The sequence below is a fragment of the Cytobacillus sp. FSL K6-0129 genome, from assembly GCF_038007625.1.
GTDB classification, from domain to species: domain Bacteria; phylum Bacillota; class Bacilli; order Bacillales; family Cytobacillaceae; genus Cytobacillus; species Cytobacillus kochii.
Genome location: NZ_JBBOXM010000001.1, coordinates 747,636 through 771,017, shown reverse-complemented (window position 1 = coordinate 771,017; position 23,382 = coordinate 747,636). Strand labels below are relative to the sequence as shown.

The following is a 23,382-nucleotide window of genomic DNA, read 5'->3' as shown; positions in this document are numbered from 1 at the left end:
ATTCCTCTTGGTAAATATTTGGAGATTAAAAGAGGGGAATGCTCAGTTTTAAATACTGAATTTTCTAACTATTGGAGGATTTAAATATGCTCAAACTTCAGAATGTATCTAAAAAATATCATAACAAATCAGTATTAGAAAATATTGATTTAGAAATACAACCAGGAGAAATCGTGTCACTTCTTGGTCAAAGTGGAAGTGGAAAAACAACGTTATTAAACATCATTTTAGGATTGACAAAAATGGATAGTGGAAAAATTTATTATGAGAATGAAGATTTAACGAATGTAAAGATGAAGGATAGGGGCTTTAATATTGTTTTTCAAGATTATGCATTATTTCCCCATCTAAACGCCTATGAAAATATTGTATATGGCTTGAAGAATAAGAAATCTATGGACTCAAAGAATGAATTACACGAATATATTGATTTCCTTGAGCTCGGTCCACATTTGGACAAGAAAATCAGTCAACTATCTGGCGGGCAAAAACAAAGAGTCGCGCTTGCGAGAACGTTAGTGATGAAACCAAGAATTCTTCTATTAGATGAACCGTTAAGTGCATTAGATGGGGTGATAAAAGAGTCCATTAAAGAAAGAATCAAGTCGATTGCTAAGCAATTTCAATTGACAACCATTATTGTTACGCATGATCCGGAAGAGGCGTTAACTTTGTCAGATAAAATTTTAATTATTAATCAAGGTCATGTGTCACAATTTGGTACCCCACATGAAATCATTCATGAACCGAATAATGAATTTGTGAAAGATTTTATACTCAAACAACTCCACATTAAAAGGCAAAATATTTTTCATTTGTTTGGTGAGCAATATGCCTAATATCAAGTTGGAAATGAAAGTCATCTATATGGCTATCATCCTATTATTCTCGGTATTTCTAGTATCGCCAATGCTGGCATTATTCTACCGCTCCTTCCAAACAACCAATGGCCTTGAATTAACTAATTATATAAATGTACTAGCGAATGGCGAACTAATAACAGCGTTCATGAACAGTATAAAAGTTTCAGGATTAACAGCCGTAATTTCAACTGTGTTAGCGTTTATGATTGCTTACGCATTACATTGTACGAATATTGAAAAACGTTATAAAAGTATCATTAAAGTTGGGATACTTATTCCTATGTTGTTACCTACGATTACATACGGTTTTGCGATTATGTATTCTTTTGGTAATCAAGGATTAATCACGCAGCTCATGGGACAACCCTTATTTAATATCTATGGATTTAATGGCTTGTTGTTAGGCTATACAATTTACACTTTACCGGCTGCCTTTCTTATTATCAATAACTCATTTATGTATATAGATAAGAGATTCATGGTTGTTTCAAAGTTGATGTTAGACGGTACTTGGAGAAGTTTTTTTCATACGATCTTACGTCCATTAACTGGAGCTATAGGTGGAGCCTTTGTACTCTCATTTATTCTAAGTTTTACTGATTATGGGATACCAGCTTCAATTGGCGGAACATACTCGGTTGTTTCTACTCAGCTTTATCAAGTGATGCTTGGTTCAATCCCGAATTTCAGCCATGGGGCAGTCATCGCTATATTAATGCTCTTACCAGCCTTATTCGGTGTTTTTTTACTGCAATATTTAGAACGATTCAATTTCCATTATGACAAATTCACTGAGATTGAAATGGTTGAACATAAAGGCAGAGATATGAGTTTTGCGTTATTATCTTCCATTGTCATCATTGGTATGTTATCTGTCTTTCTGGTGATGTTCATTGCACCGTTTTTAACAAGTTTTCCTTACGATTCAACTTTTACATGGAATCATCTCATCAATGTATTTCAATCAAATGACCTCATTGGTGTGTATAAGAATTCTCTAATCGTTGCTCTTTTTACGACATTATTTGGGATATTGATAGCCTACAGTTCAGCGATTATTAATGCGAGAACAAAGATAAAAGGAAAAGGCGCATTTGATATTGTTTCAATGATTACAAATACCTTGCCTGGTATGGTACTTGGTCTATCGTATCTATTACTTTTCAATAATAGTAGTCTAAAAGGCACGTTTATCATTATTATTGTATGCAATATTGTCCACTACTACACAACGCCTTACTTAATGGCGAAAAATTCTCTATCTAAGATGAACCCGACATGGGAAACAACGGGAGGATTACTCGGAGATAGTTGGTTTAAAACGATTTACCGAGTGATTCTGCCAAACTCTTGGGGCACAGTGATAGAAATGTTTAGTTATTATTTTATCAATGCGATGGTCACGATTAGCGGAATTATTTTTCTCGTATCTGCTCAAACATCGCTTGTTTCAAGTAAGATCAAAGAACTACAGCACTTTGCTAAATTTAATGACATTTTTGTACTATCTTTACTGATCTTCTTCACTAATCTCATTATCAAACTACTCTGTGATTATTTACAAAAAAGAAGATCATTAAAAAATATATAAAAGTGAGGGATGTAACATGAGAAAAAATAAAAAATGGTTCACACTCTTGTCAGTTGCTATCGTCATGATTCTAGCTGGATGTGGAGGGGAGGCAGCAAGTGGTGACAGTAATCAAGTCGTGATCTTATCAAATGGTGATGAAGAAGCAGTAAACGTGATGGAAGAAACATTAAACGATGCTGGCTTTGAAGGAGACTATTTAATTCAATCATTAGGAACATCAGAATTAGGAGGAAAATTATTAGCAGAAGGGAAAAGTATTGAAGCAGATATCGTCACAATGAGCTCTTACTTTTTAGAAAGTGCTGAAAAGCAACATGACATGTTTAAAGATTTAAGTTTCGATACAAGTAGTTTAGAAGAATATCCTAACTTTTATACTCCTTTATTAGCTAATACTGGTTCGTTATTTTATAACACTTCTCTTTTAGAGCAAAAAGGGCTAGAAGTCCCGACCTCAATAAAAGAGTTGGCAGAACCACAATACGAAGGCTTAGTGTCAATTCCTAATATTATGGATTCTTCCACAGGATGGATGCTTATTCAGGCAATTATTAGTGAGTATGGAGAAGAAACTGGTAAGAAGGTAATGGCTGGGATTATAAAAAATGCAGGGCCCCATTTAGAAAGTTCAGGTTCTGGTTCTATTAAAAAGGTGCAAGCAGGGGAAGTCGCGGTTGGATTTGGATTGCGTCATCAAGCGGTTGCTGCAAAAACGGGAGGCGCACCAATTGATTTTATCGATCCAACAGAAGGGAACTTCTCAACTACAGAATCGATTGCCGTCATTGATAAAGGTGAAGGGCAAAAAAAATTAGCGGAAGAAATGGCTGAAGTTCTGGTAAAAGAAGCGAGAGAAGGTTTAATCGACTATTATCCAGTTGCTTTATACGATGGCGAGACGGTTGCAGATGAAAACATTGCTAGCAATCAAAAAATATTCTCAGAACCAATGACAGTAGAGTTATTAGAGAAACATCAAGCATTCTTTAATTCAGCTAAATAAAGGAGAGTTTACGAATGAAACAATATAAATTATTAACACCAGGTCCATTAACAACGACAGAGGCGGTTAAAAGAGAAATGTTGTTTGATCGTTGTACTTGGGATGATGATTATAAGCAAATTACGCAAAAAATTCGCTCAGATTTATTAAAACTTGCTCATGCAGAAAATGATGACTATACCGTTGTCTTGATGCAAGGAAGCGGCACTTTTACAGTGGAATCAGTTATGACTTCTGCTTTTAGTAAAGAAGATAAAGCATTGATTATTACGAACGGTGCCTATGGTGAGAGGATGGTCAAAATCGTTAACTATATTGGTATCAAGCATACGCATTACGCTGTTGCCTATAATGAATATCCGAAAGAAGCAGAGATTAAAAATTTATTGTCTTTAGATAACGAAATTACACATATCGTCATGGTCCATTGTGAAACAACGACAGGTATTCTTAATCCACTTGAGATGATCGCCAACGTTGCTAAAGAAACAAATAAAACATTAATTATTGATGCAATGTCAAGCTTTGGCGGAATGGAAATTGATATACCTGCACTTGGAATTGACTTCTTAATAAGCAGTGCGAACAAATGTATTCAAGGAGTGCCAGGGTTCGGATTTGTGATTGCTAAAAGAGAGAAAATCATCTCTTGTAAAGGTAATGCACGAAGCCTTTCACTCGATTTATATGATCAATGGGTAGTGATGGACAAAGATGGTAAATGGCGCTATACTTCACCAACTCATGTCGTTGCTGCTTTCGGGAAGAGCTTGGATGAACTGGATACAGAAGGAGGGATTCCTGCTCGTGAACAACGATACCGAAATAATAATCAGTTATTAAGGAAGAGAATGAAAGCCATTGGATTTGATACATATATTAGTGAGGACAAACAATCACCAATTATTACTTCCTTTATTTATCCGAACGATCAATTTAGTTTTCAAGCTTTCTATGATTATATGAAAGAACATGGGTTTGTTATTTATCCAGGAAAACTAACTGATGAAGATACTTTTAGAATGGGCAATATTGGCGAAATTTACGAAGAAGATATTAACCGTTTATGTGACATTATCGAAAACTATTTGGGAGTGAAAGCATAATGAAAAAAATAGAAGCAGTAATATTTGATTGGGCGGGTACGACAGTAGATTTTGGTTGTTTTGCACCTGTAAATGTCTTTATTGATATTTTTAAAGATGCGGGTATTGAGGTGACGATGGCAGAGGCGAGAGAACCAATGGGCATGCTAAAGATCGATCATATTCGCGCCATGCTGTCGATGCCCCGGATTGCATGTCTTTGGGAAGAAGAAAATGGCAAGCCATTCACTGAAACAGATGTAGAAAGGTTGTATAGCAAATTCGAACCGGCTTTATTGCAGTCATTAGCTCATTTTACTGATCCGATAGCTGGGGTGGTCGAAACGGTTAAAGAGTTAAGAGCAAATGGTTTGAAAATAGGGTCAACGACAGGCTATACGAGCACAATGATGGATATTGTTGTACCCTTAGCAAAGGAAAAAGGCTATACACCTGATTGTTACTTTACGGCTGATGATACCGATTCGTACGGTCGACCGTATCCGTTTATGATCTTTAAAAACTTGCAGGCATTAAAAGTATCGAGTGTGAAAAACGTCGTGAAGGTTGGAGACACGATTTCAGATATGAAAGAAGGTGCGCAAGCCGGCGTATGGACGGTTGGGGTGATAGTTGGTAGTTCTGAAATGGGCTTATCAGCAAATGAATTTAACAAATTATCTGGAGAGGAACAACAGAGAGAAATGGCACGAACAAAAGAAGCCTTTATAAGCGCAGGGGCTGATTTTACAATTGAGACAATGACAGAATTACCTTCACTGATAGAAACAATTAATCTTCAAGGATCCGGGAAGGAAAGGGAAGCTATTGAAAAATAAAGAAGCACTTCACCGTGAAGGAGACGTGAATAATAGCCCTTCACGGATGAGGTGGAATCATTCACTTGATCAGGTAAGTCGAGAAACACTTTGGCGCGACGAAGCGGTCTTTATAAGGCAATCGATGTCGACTCCTTGTCTACAAACCATTGTTGACGCAGACGGTTGCTACTTAATCGATCGAGAGGGAAAACGTTATTTAGACTTCCATGGCAATAGCTTGCATCAAGTCGGCTATAAAAATCCGTATGTGATTGAAGCTATCACGAAACAAATGAGTACTTTGCCTTTTATTCCGCGGAGATTTACTGCTGACATTGCGATGGAGGCAGGAGAAAGGTTAGTAGAGAAGACGATCTCAAAAGATTTCAAAGTATTATTCGTTCCATCAGGCAGTGCAGCAGTGGGACTTGCTATGAAAATTGCTAGAAAAGTGACTGGCAATCATAAAGTGATTTCCATGTGGGAGTCATTTCATGGGGCTGGCTTAGATGCAATCTCTGCGGGAGGAGAGTCTGTATTTAAAAACGGTATTGGTCCGATGTTACCTGGGATGATTAAAGTAATGTCCTACCAGTCCTACCGGAATGTCTTTGGTGCAAGCTCACCAGAAGATATCGCTGAAAAGTCGTTAAATTATCTGGAGTATGTGATTATAAATGAAGGGAATATTAGTTGCATCTTACTAGAGCCAATTAGAGCAACAGACACGCATATTCCTCCACAATCTTATTTTAAAAGGTTAAGAAAAATATGTGACGAACATGGAATCCTACTCATTTTTGATGAGATTCCAACCGCCTTTTACCGAAGCGGTGAATGTTATGTGCATCAATTATATGATATTGAGCCAGATATCCTTGTATTGGGAAAAGGATTAGGCGGAGGCATCGTGCCACAAGCTGCTGTTTTAGTGAAAAAAGTGCTTGATACGGCGGCAGAAGTTTCACTCGGTCATTATACACATGAAAAGCCAGCAATAGGCAGTGCGGCTATCGTTGCCATGCTTAACTATATTGACGATTACAGGTTAAAAGAAAATAGTTTGAGCCAATCTCAATTCATGGCGGCTAAGTTAAAGAAACTAGCGGAGCAGTATACTTGCATTGGGGATTTACGAATCTGCGGATTGTTAATAACGATCGAGCTTGTTAAAAGCCGAGACACAAAAGAAAAAGATGAGCAGTTGACCGAGTTTCTTCTCTACTACTGTTTGCAGCATGGTCTATCGTTTAAAGTAGCAGCTGGCAATTGCATCACATGGCATCCACCCCTTATTATCAAAGAGAAAGAAGCAAGCTTAGCTATTGAGTTATTGGAGAATGGCTTGAGAGCATATCATGCATAAAAACCTCTCATTTTTTAGAGAGGTTTTTTTGTTTTCTGCATGCATAGTGCAACATCATAAAAATTAGGAATCGTCTAAACAGCACTTAAAATGATGAAAATGATTGTCGGGATAATCACTGTCCATTTTTAAGATTGTAAACGTATTTTTTTCTAGAACATTCATACAAGCAATTGATCATTTTTTCCTTCCACTCAAAAAAATTGTAGATTGTATCAATGCAAAAATGATCATTCACATGCTATGGTTATTGTATGAAAAAATAAAAGGAGTAAAGATAAATGAAACCGATAGATGATCATCTCAAAAAGGATTTAAAAGTCATATTTATTGGGTTTAACCCGAGTGTAAAGTCTGCAGAAACTGGATTTCATTATGCCAACCGTCATAACCGGTTTTGGAAAATACTCTATCAATCTGGGCTGACTGAACGGGTTTACTTACCAGAAGAAAATCATCAATTACTTCAATTAGGATATGGTTTAACAAATATTGTCTCAAGACCAACTAAAGCGGCTAGCGATATTACGAAGGAAGAATATCAAGCAGGTAGATTAGAACTATTAGAAAAACTAAAAAAATATCAACCTGAAGTGGCCTGTTATGTAGGGAAAGGTGTATATCAAGAATTTAGTAAGAAAAAGAAGGTATCTTGGGGATTTCAGAGCGAATCGGTTGTACCAGGTGTAATTGATTTTGTTGCACCTTCATCAAGCGGGCTTGTAAGAATGAAAATAGATGAAATTGTCGATATCTATAAACAATTGAGGGAAAAGTTACGGAAGTAAAAAACAGGAAAAAAGACCGAGAGAAAAAAAGGTCTAATTTCTTTCAGAATATTTAATCTTTTGTTATAATAATGATACAACTTGTATCGCTTCAAAATTCTCTTGTCTATGCGTTGAAGGGACCAAATGGTTTTCACGATTATGTTAGGGAGGGATAAAGGATGAAGCAATTAGTTAGAGTAATGCCTTACACAGTCAATGATCAAGTGACAGATGTCAATGAAACGCCGCAAGGAATACAATTGATTCAGGCACCTGAGATTTGGAAAGAGACGAAAGGAAAAGGCATGAAGGTGGCAATATTAGATACAGGTTGTGACATAGACCACCCAGATTTAAAAGCGAGAATTATAGGTGGTAGAAACTTTACAGACGATGATGGGAGTTCACCAGATATCTTAGATGACCATAATGGTCACGGCACACATGTTGCTGGTACAATTGCTGCTACTGCTAATGAATCAGGAGTAATTGGTGTAGCCCCGGAAGCAGATTTGTTAATTGTAAAAGTATTGAACAAAGATGGATCTGGTCAATATGATTGGATTATAAATGGAATATTGTATGCGGTTGAACAGAAAGTAGATATTATATCGATGTCACTAGGTGGCCCTGAAGATGTTCCAGAACTACATGAAGCGATACAAAAAGCCGTCGGAGAAAATATTCTCGTTGTTTGTGCAGCTGGAAATGAAGGTGACGGGGATGATAATACCGATGAGCTTGCTTATCCAGGTTCATATAATGAAGTCATTAGTGTTGGTGCTGTTAATTTAAACCGCGAATCATCACCTTTCAGCAATTCTCATACCGAAATTGATTTGGTCGCTCCTGGTGAAGAGATATTATCTACTTTTTTAAATGGTAAATATGCAAAACTAAGCGGTACATCAATGGCCGCACCACACGTCGCAGGGGCTTTGGCGTTAATAAAAGATTTTTCTCAAGTTACATTTGAAAGAGATTTCTCAGAGCCTGAGTCATATGCGCAATTGATTAGAAGAACTGTTCCGCTGGGCTATTCGCCAAAATTAGAAGGAAACGGTCTACTTTATTTAACTGTACCAGAGCATTTAAACCGTGTATTAACTGAAGTAGTAAAAAATAGATTAGTAAAAAGTTAATATATTGATTGTATTAAAAACAAGAACAAATTCTGTTTCATTGAATTTGTTCTTGTTATTTTTTGTCTAATAAGTTTCTCTAGGCATGGTTTTTTTATTTTATTGATTACATGTATTTTATGATGAATGAATTGAGACTATGTTATGATCCTTTAGTTTATTATACTAGTAACAAAACGAGCGCGTTTGGAGGAAAGGATATGCAGCCATTTACAGCAACAGTGATTAAAATAATTAAAGAAATCCCTAAAGGAAGAGTAATGAGCTATGGACAAATCGCAACATATGCTGGTAGCCCCCGTGGTGCAAGGCAAGTTGTTCGCATTCTCCATTCAATGAGTCATAAATATGGTTTGCCCTGGCATAGAGTGGTCAATAAAGTAGGTGAAATTAGACTAAATGATAGCCACCAAGCCGATATGCAAAAAGAGTTACTTGAACAAGAAGGTGTTTTCTTTATACAGGCTCATCAAGTGGATATGAGTCGCTCACAGTATGACCGCGCCAAGTGAAGCACTAACACACAGTCAAGGTTTGTTCTCTATCTTTCCTCTTTTTTTCCCCTAAGTATGCCTAGTTTTGCTGAAAGAAATGATTGACTAGTCATTGCTACCTATTTAGGACAGAAGGAAAAACACATCCATTCACTTAAAGGAGAAAAATGAAGAAAAAGCGAAGTTCAATACATATAGATGTAGTTTTTTGTCAATCTATGTAGGAGAAATGTAGACAGGAAGAATATAGGAGGGGATGAGGGAAAATGAAAAAAGCTTTAGTGAGTTTGTTGACGGTTGTACTACTATTTTCAATTGCCTATACACCGTTTCAATCAGCAGTGGAACCTAAAGTTTCGGCTAATGAAGAAGGTGATGAGTTAGTTCAGAAGCTTAATCAACTTATTAACAATGATCCACTGTTAGCGGGAGCTCTTGCTGGTGTTAGCGTGAGGAGCGCAGAAGAAGGGAAGATTGTTTATGAACATATAGCTGATACTAGATTACGACCAGCTTCTAATATGAAACTATTAACAGCAGCAGTAGCACTGTCAGTATTAGGTGAAGATTATCGCTTTAAAACAGAATTATTATCGATAGGCCAGCAACGGGGCTCTGTCCACCATGGGGATATTTATTTAAAGGGGTATGGCGACCCAACTTTATTGAAAGAAGATTTTACTAACATGGCTAAAGCATTAAAAAAACAAGGTATTAAAATGATTAAGGGTCAACTTATTGCAGATGATAGTTGGTATGATGATGAACGTTTGTCAGAAGATATCATCTGGAAAGATGAGAGTTATTATTATGGTGCGCAAATATCAGCATTGACTGTAAGTCCGAATGAAGATTATGATGCTGGAAGTGTAATTGTCGAGGTAAAACCAGGTAAACAAGAGGGGAAAAAGCCAGAAATAACTCTGCAGCCGAACAATAGATATGTCAAAATCAACAATAACGCTAAAACCGTTGGTGCATCAGATAAGAAAGAAATTGATATTGTAAGAGAACATGGTACAAATGAGATAACCATCACTGGGACGATTCCTATAGAAGCTACATCTAGTAGAGAGTGGATTGCCGTATGGGAGCCAACACAGTATGCTTTAGAGTTATTAAAGGATTCTTTAGCAGATGAGGGTATTAAAATCCATGGTGGCGTTAAGGTAGGAGTCGCACCTAATCAAACAGAAGTGTTGTATGAACAACAATCCATGCCGTTAAAGGAATTGCTCATTCCCTTTATGAAGTTGAGTAATAATACACATGCCGAAATTTTAATCAAAGAAATGGGGAAAGTAGTTAAAAATGAAGGCAGTTGGGATGCAGGATTAGAAGTTTTAGCAGATGAATTGAATGCTTGGGGAATCAATCAAGATACCATGCTTTTAAGAGACGGATCAGGCATCTCTCATGTCACTTTATTACCAGCTAAGGAGCTTTCCAAACTCTTATACGAAGTACAGAAGGAATCTTGGTTTGATGTGTATTTTCATTCATTACCAGTAGCTGGTCATGCGGACAGAATGGTAGGGGGTACATTAAGAAATCGACTGAAAAACTCTCCAGCTGAGGGTCATGTTTATGCAAAAACAGGATCGATTTCAACTGTTAGCTCGCTTTCAGGCTATGTGGATAACAAGTCAGGAGAAAGATATGTATTTTCTATTATATTGAATAATATGGTAGATGGGTCAAAGGGGAAAATCATTGAAGATAAAATTGCTACCATTTTAGCTGAACAATAAACTACGCTCTATCATTACAAAAACGCTTGGATGCTGGACACCAAGCGTTTTTGTAATCGTCTTTATTTCTAAATAAGATTCAGATAAAAATTAATCACCCTTGCTAGCCTGAACATCTAAACTAATTTTGATTTTGTCTCCGACAAGAACGCCACCCGTTTCTAATGTAGAGTTCCATGTTAATCCATAATCATTTCTGCTGATTGATCCAGTTACGTTAAATCCAGCTTTTGTATTTCCCCATGGATCAATTCCCGTTCCTTCAAATTCGACTGCAAGCGTTTCTTGTTTTGTTGTATCTTTAATCGTCAGATCACCTGTCACGCTATATTCATTTTCCCCATTTTTTACAATATTCGTTGCTTTAAAATTAATTTTTGGATAGGTTTCAACATCGAAGAAATCTTGTGATTTTAAATGATTATCACGATCTTCGTTTTTGGTATCAATACTAGCTGAGTCGATTGTTAATGAAATATCCGCTGTTGTTAAATCTTTAGGATCAGCTTCAATAACAGCATCAAACGCTGTAAATGATCCCTTTACATTAGCAATCATCATATGTTTAACAGAAAAATCAACACTACTATGTGCTGGGTCTAACGTCCACTTTGTTTTAGCCATTTTATTTTCCTCCTATATATCTTTGATTAATAAATCTCAAATTAAAAATAATTGATTTCGAAATAATTATAATCTCGCCATCCGTGTTTGTCAATTTTATTTTTAAATTTTCTAATAATTTTTTCGCGGAAGTGCGATATGTTATGGTAGTGAAGTGACAAGAGTTCGTATACAATAGGAATAATATGTATTTGTTAGAGGAGTTAAAGGAATGAAGCAATTAGAGGATATCCATCGTCAAGCGATTGAATATACAAAAATGAAAATTTATGAAGATATAGATTATTATTTAGGTGCAAATGAACAAATGTTAAGTTTTTCACAATATATCAAAGATCGAGCTCCGTTTTTAGCACAAGTTTGGCAAAATGTGTGGAGTAATAAAGCGACAAACAAACTCTCTCGTTTTCATAAGAAGGAATATTTAAAGAAAAAAAACTATGTTATTGAAGATATGAATAAGAAAACGTTAAATCAAGCATTTAGGAAAGAAGTCATTGAGTTCCGTCCATTAAATGTAAATAGTTTGCTACATTCGATTTTTGCAGATCAACCTGAAAAGTGGGCCAAGCGTTATGTTTATGCAAGAGAAAGATATCTTCAAGAAGAAAAAGAACGCCAGATCAAACAAGAAAGATACGCCTATCAAGAATTTCTATGTGAAGAAGCAGAACAATGGTTGTCAAAAAACAGTGAAAATCTCTTTTTAGCTTTAAGACATAAATTGGCTTTAAAGCTTGAAACGGATTTAGCAAATAGAGTGAAGTATCATGAGACGGAATCACGTTACTTAGAAGAACCTTTAGTGGAAGTGGGGCCATTTAACGTTGATGATTACCCCCGTGTAGAAGATTTCTTTGAAGAGTTTACAGGTAATCTCCACAAAGTGATGATAAAAAATAAATGGTATTTTGAGTATGAAACATACTATTTTGAATACGAACAAATGGTAGGAGAAACTTTACATACGCTTATACAACAAGCGCTTCTATTACATCTTGGTCAAGGGCATATTGATAAGTATCAATCTTTGTTCCAGCATAGTTTGACTGGAGAGAAGTTGTTAGATCTAATTGATTGGGAAGATTTAATTCCAAATGCACTAGGCCGAATCATGGAAGATTATGTGAAAGATTTATTGAAGATAGCAAATGAGAATTTTGATTTAGAAGAGCAGCGAAGCTTATATGAAATACAAGTGAAAGAAAGAAAAATGAAGCGCAAACAAGAAGAACGGGAACGGAGACAAAAAGAAGAACAACAACAAAAAATGTTGAATGATATTTTTGGCTCTGCTTATGAGAGCCGAAAGAATATTTATCAGAAATTTGTTCTTCATATTGGTGAAACAAATACAGGGAAAACGTTCCAAGCACTAGAGAAAATGAAAGCAGCCCCAACCGGGTTATATTTAGCCCCATTACGTTTGTTGGCGCTTGAAGTCTATGAAAAGCTAAACAATGAAGGAACACCCTGTTCTTTAAAAACTGGAGAAGAAGAACGAGAAACCTCAGGTGCGACACATTTAGCTTGTACGGTTGAAATGTTTTATGAGAAAGATGATTATGATGTCATTGTTATAGATGAATCACAAATGATTAGTGATAAGGACCGTGGCTATGCTTGGTTTAAGGCAATCACAAAGGCAAATGCGAGAGAAGTGCATATTATTGCGAGTAAAAATGCCGAAGCTATGCTGTTGCAATTAATTGGAGATAGCAATGTTGAAATACATAGATATAAACGAGAAGCCCCTTTGGAAGTAGACAGTGAAGAGTTCACTCTAAAAAACGTAAAAGAGGGTGACGCGCTGATTTGTTTCTCACGTAAAAGGGTACTTGAAACAGCGTCTATGTTACAAAGAAAAGGTCATCAAGTGAGTATGATATATGGCAGTATGCCACCTGAAACGAGGAAGAAACAGGTTAATCGCTTTACAGCTGGTCAATCTGATGTCATTGTCTCAACAGACGCAATCGGAATGGGATTAAATTTACCGATACGACGGATTGTTTTTTTGGAAACGGAGAAATTTGATGGTACGAAACGTCGCACACTGTCATCTCAAGAAGTGAAACAGATTGCTGGGAGAGCGGGGAGAAAAGGTATTTACCCTGTAGGTAGAGTGGCCTTTTTTGACCGGATTAAGTTAATGAGCAGTTTATTATCACAAGTAGATGCTCCGATTGAAAGTTTTGCTATTGCACCTACTTCAGCCATTTTTGATCGCTTTCTTTCGTATTATCGTGATTTAGGGAAGTTTTTTGAACTCTGGGATTTATTTGAGAGTCCAAAGGGAACTAAGAAAGCAACATTAAGTGAAGAAAGGGAGCTTTATGAACTGGTTAGAGGGACAGAGATTGAGGCGAGAATGCCTTTAAAAGATTTGTACAGTTTCTTACATCTACCTTTTTCAAAAAAAGAAGCGGACTTGATTCGGCAATGGGAGCAGGCGATGTACAGTATCATTGATCATGAAGAGCTGCCTGAACCAAGGTTAAGAAACCGTAATCTTGAAGACCTTGAGTATTCATATAAAGCAATAGGTCTTCATTTACTATTTCTCTATAAATTAGGTCAACATACTGAAGCCATCTATTGGGAAAGAGTGAGGGACGATATATCTAATCATGTGTTTGAACGATTAGATGATGATATTGCAAATATGAAAAAAACATGTAAGCGTTGTGGAAAATCTTTAGCTTGGGATCATGCCTTTAACATTTGCGATGATTGCCATAAGAATCAACCGAGTAGAAGAAGACGTTACTATAAGAGGTAAACAGGAGGGGTAATGTGAAGCTGAGTATTTTAGATCAATCACCAATTGCAAAAGGCAAGACAGCAAAAGAAGCACTTGAGGCATCACTGCAGTTAGCAAAAACAGCGGATGAATTAGGCTATTACCGCTATTGGATTGCAGAGCATCATGACTTGCCTGGGCTCGCTAGTTCCTCTCCTGAAATTATGATGACATATATTGCATCACAAACGTCAACTATAAGGATTGGCTCGGGTGCGTTGTTACTACCGAATTATAAACCTTTTAAAGTGGCAGAGAACTTTCATTTGTTAAGCACACTTTTTCCAGGACGTATAGACCTCGGCATAGGAAGAGCACCAGGTGCATCTGCTGAAGCAAGTATTGCACTAGCAGGGAATTATTTGCAAGCTGTCAAAGAGTGGCCCCAGTCTATTGATACACTACTTGCTTTTTTAAATGACCATCATCCAGAAGACCATCTTTTTCGTAAAGTAAAGGCAAGTCCCATCCCCCCAATAAAGCCTGAAGTGTGGATGTTAGGAACAAGCCATAAAAGTGCTAGTTTAGCAGCTGAAAAGGGGTTACATTACTGTTTTGGACAATTTATGAGTGATGCTAATGGAAAAGAAGCGATTGATCTTTTTAAAGAGAAGCGCAAGAGCGAACAACAAAATATGATGTTAACCGTCTCTGTTATTTGTGCTGAAACAGATGAAAAGGCTGAAGAAATCGCTACCTCAGTATTATTATGGCATCTCCAATCAGATGATGGAGAGAAGCAAGAAGTACCTTCAGTAGAGGAAGCAATTAAGCATCCCTATTTCATTGCAAAACAAGAAAAAGTCGCTAAGATGAAAGAAAGAATGATTATTGGTAATCCGGAAAAGGTCAAGAGAGACTTGTTAAGTCTTACAAACCAATACGGCATAGATGAAGTCATGATCGTGACAATAACACATGATTATGACGATCGTCTAAAGTCATATAAATTATTGGCTGATATGATTAACAAACCAGTTTTTTAGAGATATAAAGGGAATGTGAAGCAACCTACACATTGTTTCTTCAATATTTGTAGGGGGAAGCTCTTATCTTTTTTTGTCATGGTCAAACGAAAGCTGGTTGCTATTCCTCTATAAATAAATATTTATTGCTCATGTCTAGAAGAATTTATTCTCTTTATTTCCGCTCTTTAAAAGGGCAAACATGAGAGGTATATCGGTTGTATTAAATTGAAGCAATGTCAATTTTAAGCAAGCAGCTTTTACCTCTAAAGTTTCTAATTTGTTTTCGTTTACGATGCGTTAATCATAAATTCGATAGCATGTTTCCCTTACTGCTTGAATAGAAATAAGGCAGTAGCATCTAAGACGAGAATGAAGGAGAGAGGTATAATGGCAAGCTTTCATCATGAGAAAAAGGTAAATGTATCGATTGACCACCTATGGCAGTTTGTTAGTGATATGAATCATTGGGCACCACTTGTTCCTGGATATATAAGGCATGAAATATTAAATGAAAAAAGCTCCATCTGGGTGTTTAAAGTAGATGTCGGCTTAATGAAAAAAAAGATAGAGCTACAGGTCGATATCACTAGATGGCAGGCGCCTAATAAAGTGACATTTAACTTAACAGGTATCAATGAGAAATTTAAGGGCAATGGTTTTTTCTCGAGTGTAAATTCTTCTAAAAAAGAAGTAGTGATGACGGGCTTTTTAGAGATTGTAGCTGAGGGAATGATGGCAAAAATGGCGAATGCTATTTTAGAAACCTCTCTTCCCGAAATTACAACTGAGTTAACGAATGCAGTCGCAGAGAAAGCAGAACAGCAGTATTCACTGCATCAGTAATTTATTTTGTGAATTTATTTGCATAACTAGAGGCGACATATGCCTCTGGTTTTATTTTGGCTTCCACACCAATGGATTCCATTCTTGCGACCATTTCAGCTACATATTCCTTCGTTTTATTACGAGAGCCGGCACCAATATCTAAATGGCCTTCCATCGTAAAACTTGCACCTTGGTAAATAAATGGTAAGACAATATCAATCATCTTGTTTTTCTTCTCTTCATCAAATAATGCAACAATCTCTTCAGTTAAAGAAGTTTCAAAAGAAATTCTTTCATGTAGATGAAGCATCTTTCGTGGGACGGAACATTTTCTAATACAAGCCCACGCTCCTTTTCCTGCATTTTGAATCACTATACCAGTGATAAATAAAGTATGGGCAGGATGTACTTGAGAGTCTGTTCCAACAATCAGTTTATAATTTCCTCTCGGTTGGATGTACATGAAGTGAAGAATGCGCTCAAAGACATCTTCAAATGTTAAGTTTTTCTCTTTTAAATTTTGAAAAGGAAGTATTTGCAAAGTCATCACCACATTTTTAATTTATAGTTTATGCATTCACGAACCTTCATGAATCAATTGCAGCCTATTTTATACATATGAAAGAAGTAAAGATTTTAAGATAAATTTTATGACCATGCTGCAAGCTAAACGGATTGAAAGGCTAAGATGGCCTTTATTGGGCCCATTGATAGTGGATGTTCGTCTATATTGATTTTCCATTGTTGAAAGCATGATAGAGAGTTGTGTAGAATGTAAAGGAGAAAAACTTGCAATGAAAGACAAAGAGGTGCGAATAATGTTTAAAGAACAGTTAGTCGAAAGAATCAAACAAGCAAAAGATAATGGGGAATTACTATTTATTGAAGAATTAAACTACGCTAAAAAGCAGGAGATAATAGATGAAAAAGAGGTAAATGTCCTCGACCCTAAAAAGCGCTTTTTTGATAGTTATATTGAAAGAGGCGATAAAGAAACAGAAAACTTTCTTGGGACAGAATCGGCCAGTGAATTTTTTGAGCAGCCGATCACTTATTTTAAGCAACATATCAATGAATTCGTCTATGTTGAATCCGTATGGTTCGATCAACTAAATGTTGAATCACTTTCTTTTGAAGTAGATGATTTATTCCGTACTTATGATTGCTTGATTGGTTTAAAGCAGCCTAAGAAAAAGGAAAAAGAAATTAAAGCCTATTTTATGTCAATCTTCACAAGTGAAGAAGCGCGACTCAGCCCCATGTTTAATCAAAAAGATGGCTTATGGGAAATTAACTTTACGTTAGATTATATTGAAGGATTTTCTGAAGATATGAAGATAGGCGAAGCTTTTTCACTTATATATAAAGTTTTATTTGACCTAATAATTGAGCTTGAAGGCTGATATTAGTAGTTGGTCTTAATGGATACATGACATTTATCATGGTTGCGTGATGACACCTATGTCTTCACAGTATTTTCAGACGTCTTTATTATTAAATTATATTGAAGGAAAGGAACTTACAATATGACAAAAGAACGTTTGAAAACATTGAGAAAACAAATGCTGCCATTTGAAAAGGCGAATCGTAACAAAAGTATATATCAATTAATCAATACGCTTGTACCATTTTTTGGTTTATGGACACTTGCTTATTTTTCACTTTCCATTCATTATTTATTGACATTAGCTTTATCTGTTTTAGCGGCGGGCTTTTTAATACGTATATTTATCATCTTTCATGATTGCTGTCACAATTCATTCTTTAAAAGCCGCAAAGCGAATAAAATTGTGGGAACGATTGCTGGGATTATTACGATTTTTCCATATAGCGCTTGGGCACATGATCATTCCGTTCATCATGCAACAAGCAGTAACTTGGACAAGCGTGGGACAGGAGATATATGGTTATTGACTGTTAAAGAATATATGGATGCCTCTTTTTTAACGAAGGTTGGTTATCGACTTTACCGTAATCCAATCATTATGTTTGGATTAGGTCCGATTTACACATTTTTAATTAAAAATCGTTTTAATCGAAAGGGTGCTCGTTTACCAGAGAGATTAAATACGTATTTAACCAATGTAGGAATTGTTGCTTTATATGCTTTCATGTGTTATCTCATCGGCTGGGAAGCATTCCTACTTGTGCAAACCCCGATTTTCCTGATTTCTGGTGCAGCTGGTATTTGGTTATTCTATGTCCAGCATACATTTGAAGATTCTTATTTTGAGCCAGATAAAGAGTGGGAATATGTGAGTGCAGCAATTGAAGGCAGTTCATTTTACAAATTGCCAAAACCACTGCAATGGATGACAGGAAATATTGGTTACCATCATGTACACCATCTAGCTCCAAGAGTCCCAAATTACGAATTAGAGAAAGCACATACTAACAGTGAGCAATTACAAAATGTACCGACCATTTCACTAGCAACAAGCCTAGAATCTCTTCGCTTTAAGCTTTGGGATGAAGAGAAGAAAATATTTGTCGGCTACCGTGCAGTAAAACAATACCGAAAAGTACCGGTATCTTAATAATAATCTGCTATAATACTGTTAAGAAACTCCTTTGTATGAAAGAAACAAAGGAGTTTTCTATTTCTACATTGAAGCGGAGGTTTATAATGTCATATCCACTTTTATATAAATTAAAAAGCTCTGGGATGACACCATACATATGGATTATCCTGACGATTCTCCCTTTTTATTTTATCTTTCAATCTTCAACGACTTGGGAGACTATTGTTGGTATCATATTAACGGTCGTCTTTTTTATCACTTTTCGTTTTGCCTTCATATCTAATAAATGGCCAGTTTATATATGGTCTCTTTTATTGATTGCAGTTTCAATGACAATGTTAATTATTTATCAGTATGTGTATTTTGCTTTTTTCATCGCTTATTATAATGGATATATAAGAAATAGAGTGGCGTTTTTTATTGTTTATATCATTCACATTGTTTCAACGACTGTAGCCATTAATTACAATATCGTTGTTAAAAGTGACATGTTTTTAAGTCAAATTCCATTTGTGATTATTATTTTAGTGAGTATGATATTGTTGCCTTTTAATATCTATAATAAAAGAAAACAAGAGAGGCTAGAGAAACAATTAGAATACGCGAACCAAAGAATTGCCGACCTTGTTAAACAAGAAGAACGTCAAAGAATTGCGCGTGACTTACATGATACACTTGGTCAAAAACTCTCACTAATAGGATTAAAGAGTGACCTGGCGAGAAAGTTAATTCAAAAAGATCCAGAACAAGCAAAAGTTGAATTAAAAGATGTTCAGCAAACAGCCCGTACAGCATTGAATGAAGTACGGAAAATGGTATCGCAAATGAGAGGAATACGATTGCAGGAAGAAGTCGTTCGTATAAAGGAAATTTTACAAGCAGCGCAAATGGATATGGAAATCAATGAACCATTAAAAGAAGCTTACACTTCCATTTTTATAGAAAATATTATTAGTATGTGCTTAAAAGAAGCGGTTACAAATGTAGTCAAACATAGTCGAGCGACAAAATGTTCGGTAGCAATAGAAGAACGAAATAAAGAATTAGTCGTTACAGTAAAGGATAATGGAATAGGCATTACGAATAGTGAGAAAAAAAGCTATGGTAATGGGATTAATGGCATGAAAGAAAGATTAGAATTTGTAAATGGCCATTTGGACATCAGTTGTGACGAGGGTACGACAATTTCAATTATTGTTCCACTTGTCGTTAAACAAGTTGAAGGAGGAGATTTGGCATGATTCGAATTGTCATTGCAGAAGACCAAAGAATGATGTTAGGAGCACTCGGTTCGTTACTGAACCTTGAGGATGATATGCAAGTCGTTGGTCAAGCCTCCAATGGAGAAGAGGCCGTTACATTAGTGCAAGAACTAAGTCCCGATATTTGTATTATGGACATTGAAATGCCTTTAAAAACAGGGTTAGAAGCAGCTGAAGCAATTAAAAACAGGGGCATAAAGGTTATTATTTTAACCACTTTTGCAAGATCTGGATATTTTCAACGAGCGATAAAAGCAGGGGTACGGGGCTATTTATTAAAAGATAGCCCGAGTGAAGAGTTAGCTGATTCGATTCGTAATGTCATGGCAGGCAAAAGAATTTTTGCCCCGGAACTGATGGATGATGTCTACCGAGAAGAAAATCCCTTAACAGAACGTGAGAAAGCGGTACTTGAATTAATGGCAGAGGGAAAAAGCACTAAAGAAATTGCCTCTATATTAACGATTAAAGTTGGTACAGTTCGTAATTATATATCAGCTATATTGGAGAAGTTAGAAGTAACAAACAGAATCGAAGCCATCACAGAGTCAAAAAACAAAGGCTGGTTTCATTAATGAATACTCGTGACGAGCAGGAAGTCACGAGTATTTTTTGTATTTCTTGACTAATTATCTAAAAAACCAAACCTTTTTTTTGCATAATATTTCATGCAAATCATTTCAATAAAAAGCTAGTAAAATCCTGTATTTATAGGGAAATTATAAATTTGTAAGAATAATAGAAAAGTTTCAGAAACTGTGTTGACAATACCAAAAATAGGGTTCATAATATTTTAAACAATCAATGTACTTTATTAAGGAAATGTTATATTGATTTTATGTATTAAAGTAATAAATTCTTAATATCGTATAAATTGCGAAGGAGTAGTTTAATCATCAAAGTATTTCGTTTACAATGGTGCATAATACCACAAGAAAAAGAGTAAAGATGTTTAACGGCACTTTAAATTGATCTTAGACAGGGAGTAGAGTAGAAATGAATGATTATCAGTTTGAAATCCAAAGACGTGCAACCAAAAAAGAAAAACCGGCATTTGATCAGTTGATTTTCGGTAGGAACTTTACAGATCATATGTTTGTAATGGACTATCATGCAGACAAGGGGTGGCATGATGGACGTATTGTCCCTTATGAGCCATTACAAATTGACCCGTCTGCAATGGTATTTCATTATGGCCAAAGTGTTTTCGAAGGATTAAAGGCATATTTATCTGAAGATCAGGAAGTGCTCATGTTCAGACCATATAAAAATATGGAGAGACTGAACAAATCGAACAACAGACTCTGTATTCCGCCAATTGACGAAGAACTTGCTGTTCAAGCATTAAGACAATTAATTGCAGTTGATCGTGATTGGGTTCCAAATGTAGAAGGAACATCGCTATATATTCGTCCATTTATTATTTCTACAGAACCTTATTTAGGCGTTGCTCCATCACATCAATACAAATTTATTATTATCATGTCACCAGTCGGTGCCTATTATAAAGAAGGAATTAACCCAGTGAAAATCGCTGTCCAAAGCGAATATGTTCGTGCAGTCAAAGGTGGAACGGGTAATGCCAAAACAGGAGGAAACTATGCTGCTAGCCTAAAAGCACAAGAAGTAGCAGAACAGGAAGGATATTCACAAGTACTTTGGTTAGATGGCAAGGAAAATAAATATGTTGAAGAAGTAGGAAGCATGAATATTTTCTTTAAAATTAACGGTGAAGTCGTTACACCTGAATTGAACGGAAGCATTTTAGAAGGCGTTACAAGAAACTCTGTTATTGAACTCATTAAAGACTGGGGTATTCCTTTATCTGAGCGTCGTATCTCAATCGATGAGATCTATGAAGCGCAAAAAAATGGCACGCTAGAAGAAGCATTCGGAACGGGTACTGCAGCGGTCATTTCACCAGTCGGAGAACTATTCTGGAATAACGAAAAACTTACCATTGGTGGCGGACAAACAGGTGAAATCGCCGGCAAACTTTACGAAACGCTAACAGGAATCCAAAAAGGAAAAGTAGAAGATAAATTTGGTTGGATTGTGAAAGTAGACGAAGAAAAAGCTGTTACGACAGCAATTTAATAGAAGAAAAAAACCACTTGCCATTGATGGTAAGTGGTTTTTTAAAGGGTTAGACTAGAAATGTGGTTCTGTAAAATGGACAAAAACTGAAAAGAATAAAACAGAAGTGATGGATATAGTGAGAAAATGGAACGAGTACATATATTATTAGCGCTGTAAAAGTGGACAAAAACTTAAAGAACAAAACAGAAGTGATGGATTTAGAAAATGGACTGACTGTATATATTATTATCGTTTGATTTTGCTACTTCAGCCCTACAATCACAAAAGGATTTTACGCTTTTTAACAAGCAAGGTTGTCCTTTCCGAGAGAAGTTAAATAAATTGGTATTTTTTTCATGTGGAAAATTCGTTATAATAGAGTAAAAAGAAAGGATGAAGTAATTTGCCAGACCTAAAACCGCTCAATCCCTCTTACCAACTCCGATTATTACGCGTGCTCCATCTTAGATCAAAATTGTCCCCTGAGAATGAACAATATCTCAAAATGTTAGAAAAAGGATATGAAGGAGAAAGTAAATGGCGAGATGATTTGCAACAACTTTCACCAAAATTCCCCATCCTTTATGATATATTGCTAGAAATAAATCATACATCCTTTCAAATTGATGCACTCTGTGTAACTCCCCACAAACTCATTGCTTTCGAAGTGAAAAATTATAGTGGTGATTTTATGGTTCAGGAAACTAAATGGTATTCACCAACAAATAAGGAAATTAAAAATCCCCTCCTACAAATCGAAAGAAATGAAACCCTCCTACACCAATTCCTTACTAAGCACGAATTAAACATTGCATTTGATTATCTACTGGTTTTTGTTCATCCGGAGTTTATGTTATATGATCGTACAAAGAAACAAAATGTTATTCTTCCACCGCAAATTCCACGATTATTAAGAGAACTAAATCAAATAGACATTCAACACTCTCCATTTTATACAAAAATTGTTCATGCTTTTTTGAGTCATCATAAAGAAGAAAAGAATTACGCTAGAAAAATCGAATATTGTACGGAGGATTTGGTAAAAGGTGTGGTTTGTCGAGAGTGCGGTGTGCAGATGAAGCGAGCGAGTTTGCGCAAATTTCATTGCTCAAAATGTAGGAGGAACATTTCATCTTGTGATGCATTAAGTGAAGCAATCAATGACTTTATTATTCTTTTTCCATCAGAAAAAGTAACAAAGACGGCGATTTATGATTGGTGTGGTGGAGCAATAAGTAGTTCCGCAATACAACGATTCTTACAAGAGAAATATACACTTAATGGTGGTGGAAATTATTTTTATTATCATTAATGGGTTTTAAAACCGAAGAAACAGTTGAATTATTTAGTAATGAAGAGAAGTGACAGTATCTTATAGATTGAAATGTATTCTGATGGGGTCAATCTATT

At 35.9% G+C, this 23,382-nt stretch carries 21 protein-coding genes; 19 read left to right on the top strand and 2 right to left on the bottom strand.

All coding sequences use genetic code 11. The annotated features are described in order from the left end of the window. Positions 1-86 precede the first annotated feature (86 nt). The 10 genes from MHI57_RS03755 (at position 87) to dacB (ending at position 10,889) form a co-directional block, all read left to right on the top strand. The gene (locus tag MHI57_RS03755) at positions 87-839 is read left to right on the top strand and encodes an ABC transporter ATP-binding protein (protein ID WP_340975127.1); all 753 of its coding nucleotides are present in this window, start codon (positions 87-89) and stop codon (positions 837-839) included. Further along, positions 832-2,454 (top strand): ABC transporter permease subunit, encoded by a 1,623-nt coding sequence (locus MHI57_RS03750; protein ID WP_322909408.1) that lies wholly within the window; start codon positions 832-834, stop codon positions 2,452-2,454. Before MHI57_RS03755 ends, MHI57_RS03750 begins: the two co-directional genes overlap by 8 nt. Before the next feature lie 16 nt (positions 2,455-2,470). Beyond that, complete coding sequence (locus MHI57_RS03745; protein ID WP_340975126.1) at positions 2,471-3,460, top strand: extracellular solute-binding protein; 990 nt, start codon at positions 2,471-2,473, stop codon at positions 3,458-3,460. Between the two features lie 14 nt (positions 3,461-3,474). Next, positions 3,475-4,566, top strand: coding sequence for a 2-aminoethylphosphonate--pyruvate transaminase (locus MHI57_RS03740; RefSeq protein ID WP_328198076.1), 1,092 nt, complete (start codon positions 3,475-3,477; stop codon positions 4,564-4,566). Next, positions 4,566-5,384 (top strand): phosphonoacetaldehyde hydrolase, encoded by an 819-nt coding sequence (gene phnX, locus MHI57_RS03735; RefSeq protein ID WP_095373179.1) that lies wholly within the window; start codon positions 4,566-4,568, stop codon positions 5,382-5,384. Before MHI57_RS03740 ends, phnX begins: the two co-directional genes overlap by 1 nt. After that, positions 5,374-6,732: a (R)-1-hydroxy-2-aminoethylphosphonate ammonia-lyase gene (gene pbfA / locus MHI57_RS03730; protein WP_340975122.1), complete on the top strand. Its 1,359-nt coding sequence runs from the start codon at positions 5,374-5,376 to the stop codon at positions 6,730-6,732. Before phnX ends, pbfA begins: the two co-directional genes overlap by 11 nt. A gap of 281 nt (positions 6,733-7,013) precedes the next feature. Further along, positions 7,014-7,520 (top strand): G/U mismatch-specific DNA glycosylase, encoded by a 507-nt coding sequence (gene mug, locus MHI57_RS03725; RefSeq protein WP_328198079.1) that lies wholly within the window; start codon positions 7,014-7,016, stop codon positions 7,518-7,520. 161 nt (positions 7,521-7,681) lie between these two features. Further along, positions 7,682-8,644 carry a S8 family peptidase gene (locus MHI57_RS03720; protein WP_307318464.1) on the top strand — a complete coding sequence of 321 codons (963 nt, stop codon included), beginning with the start codon at positions 7,682-7,684 and terminating at the stop codon, positions 8,642-8,644. A gap of 200 nt (positions 8,645-8,844) precedes the next feature. Then, positions 8,845-9,156: an MGMT family protein gene (locus tag MHI57_RS03715; RefSeq protein ID WP_095373183.1), complete on the top strand. Its 312-nt coding sequence runs from the start codon at positions 8,845-8,847 to the stop codon at positions 9,154-9,156. A 248-nt stretch (positions 9,157-9,404) separates the two neighbouring features. Then, positions 9,405-10,889, top strand: coding sequence for a D-alanyl-D-alanine carboxypeptidase/D-alanyl-D-alanine endopeptidase (gene dacB, locus MHI57_RS03710; RefSeq protein ID WP_340975116.1), 1,485 nt, complete (start codon positions 9,405-9,407; stop codon positions 10,887-10,889). A gap of 90 nt (positions 10,890-10,979) precedes the next feature. On the opposite strand, the gene MHI57_RS03705 is transcribed toward dacB, so the two are convergent. Further along, positions 10,980-11,513, bottom strand: coding sequence for a YceI family protein (locus MHI57_RS03705; protein WP_340975114.1), 534 nt, complete (start codon positions 11,511-11,513; stop codon positions 10,980-10,982). Between the two features lie 211 nt (positions 11,514-11,724). Between MHI57_RS03705 and MHI57_RS03700 the strand changes: the two genes are divergently transcribed. The 3 genes from MHI57_RS03700 (at position 11,725) to MHI57_RS03690 (ending at position 16,127) form a co-directional block, all read left to right on the top strand. Next, positions 11,725-14,295, top strand: coding sequence for a DEAD/DEAH box helicase (locus MHI57_RS03700; RefSeq protein ID WP_340975112.1), 2,571 nt, complete (start codon positions 11,725-11,727; stop codon positions 14,293-14,295). Between the two features lie 14 nt (positions 14,296-14,309). After that, the gene (locus MHI57_RS03695) at positions 14,310-15,302 is read left to right on the top strand and encodes an LLM class flavin-dependent oxidoreductase (RefSeq protein ID WP_095373187.1); all 993 of its coding nucleotides are present in this window, start codon (positions 14,310-14,312) and stop codon (positions 15,300-15,302) included. A 369-nt stretch (positions 15,303-15,671) separates the two neighbouring features. Then, positions 15,672-16,127, top strand: a complete 456-nt coding sequence (locus MHI57_RS03690) for a CoxG family protein (RefSeq protein WP_307318471.1) — start codon at positions 15,672-15,674, stop codon at positions 16,125-16,127. A 1-nt stretch (position 16,128) separates the two neighbouring features. On the opposite strand, the gene MHI57_RS03685 is transcribed toward MHI57_RS03690, so the two are convergent. Further along, positions 16,129-16,656, bottom strand: coding sequence for a ribonuclease H-like YkuK family protein (locus MHI57_RS03685; protein ID WP_289433836.1), 528 nt, complete (start codon positions 16,654-16,656; stop codon positions 16,129-16,131). Positions 16,657-16,903: 247 nt separating this feature from the next. Between MHI57_RS03685 and MHI57_RS03680 the strand changes: the two genes are divergently transcribed. From MHI57_RS03680 to MHI57_RS03655, 6 genes are all read left to right on the top strand, one after another. Next, a complete protein-coding gene (locus MHI57_RS03680) occupies positions 16,904-17,512 on the top strand; it encodes a branched-chain amino acid aminotransferase (RefSeq protein ID WP_340975106.1) in 609 nt (202 codons plus the stop codon). Between the two features lie 123 nt (positions 17,513-17,635). Next, a complete protein-coding gene (locus tag MHI57_RS03675; protein ID WP_340975105.1) occupies positions 17,636-18,646 on the top strand; it encodes a fatty acid desaturase in 1,011 nt (336 codons plus the stop codon). A gap of 89 nt (positions 18,647-18,735) precedes the next feature. After that, complete coding sequence (locus tag MHI57_RS03670; protein WP_340975103.1) at positions 18,736-19,872, top strand: sensor histidine kinase; 1,137 nt, start codon at positions 18,736-18,738, stop codon at positions 19,870-19,872. Continuing rightward, positions 19,869-20,468: a response regulator transcription factor gene (locus tag MHI57_RS03665; protein ID WP_095373190.1), complete on the top strand. Its 600-nt coding sequence runs from the start codon at positions 19,869-19,871 to the stop codon at positions 20,466-20,468. The genes MHI57_RS03670 and MHI57_RS03665 overlap by 4 nt, the downstream gene beginning before the upstream one ends. Before the next feature lie 421 nt (positions 20,469-20,889). Next, positions 20,890-21,990: a branched-chain amino acid aminotransferase gene (locus tag MHI57_RS03660; protein ID WP_095373191.1), complete on the top strand. Its 1,101-nt coding sequence runs from the start codon at positions 20,890-20,892 to the stop codon at positions 21,988-21,990. A 385-nt stretch (positions 21,991-22,375) separates the two neighbouring features. Beyond that, complete coding sequence (locus tag MHI57_RS03655; RefSeq protein ID WP_340975099.1) at positions 22,376-23,284, top strand: nuclease-related domain-containing protein; 909 nt, start codon at positions 22,376-22,378, stop codon at positions 23,282-23,284. Positions 23,285-23,382 lie beyond the last annotated feature (98 nt).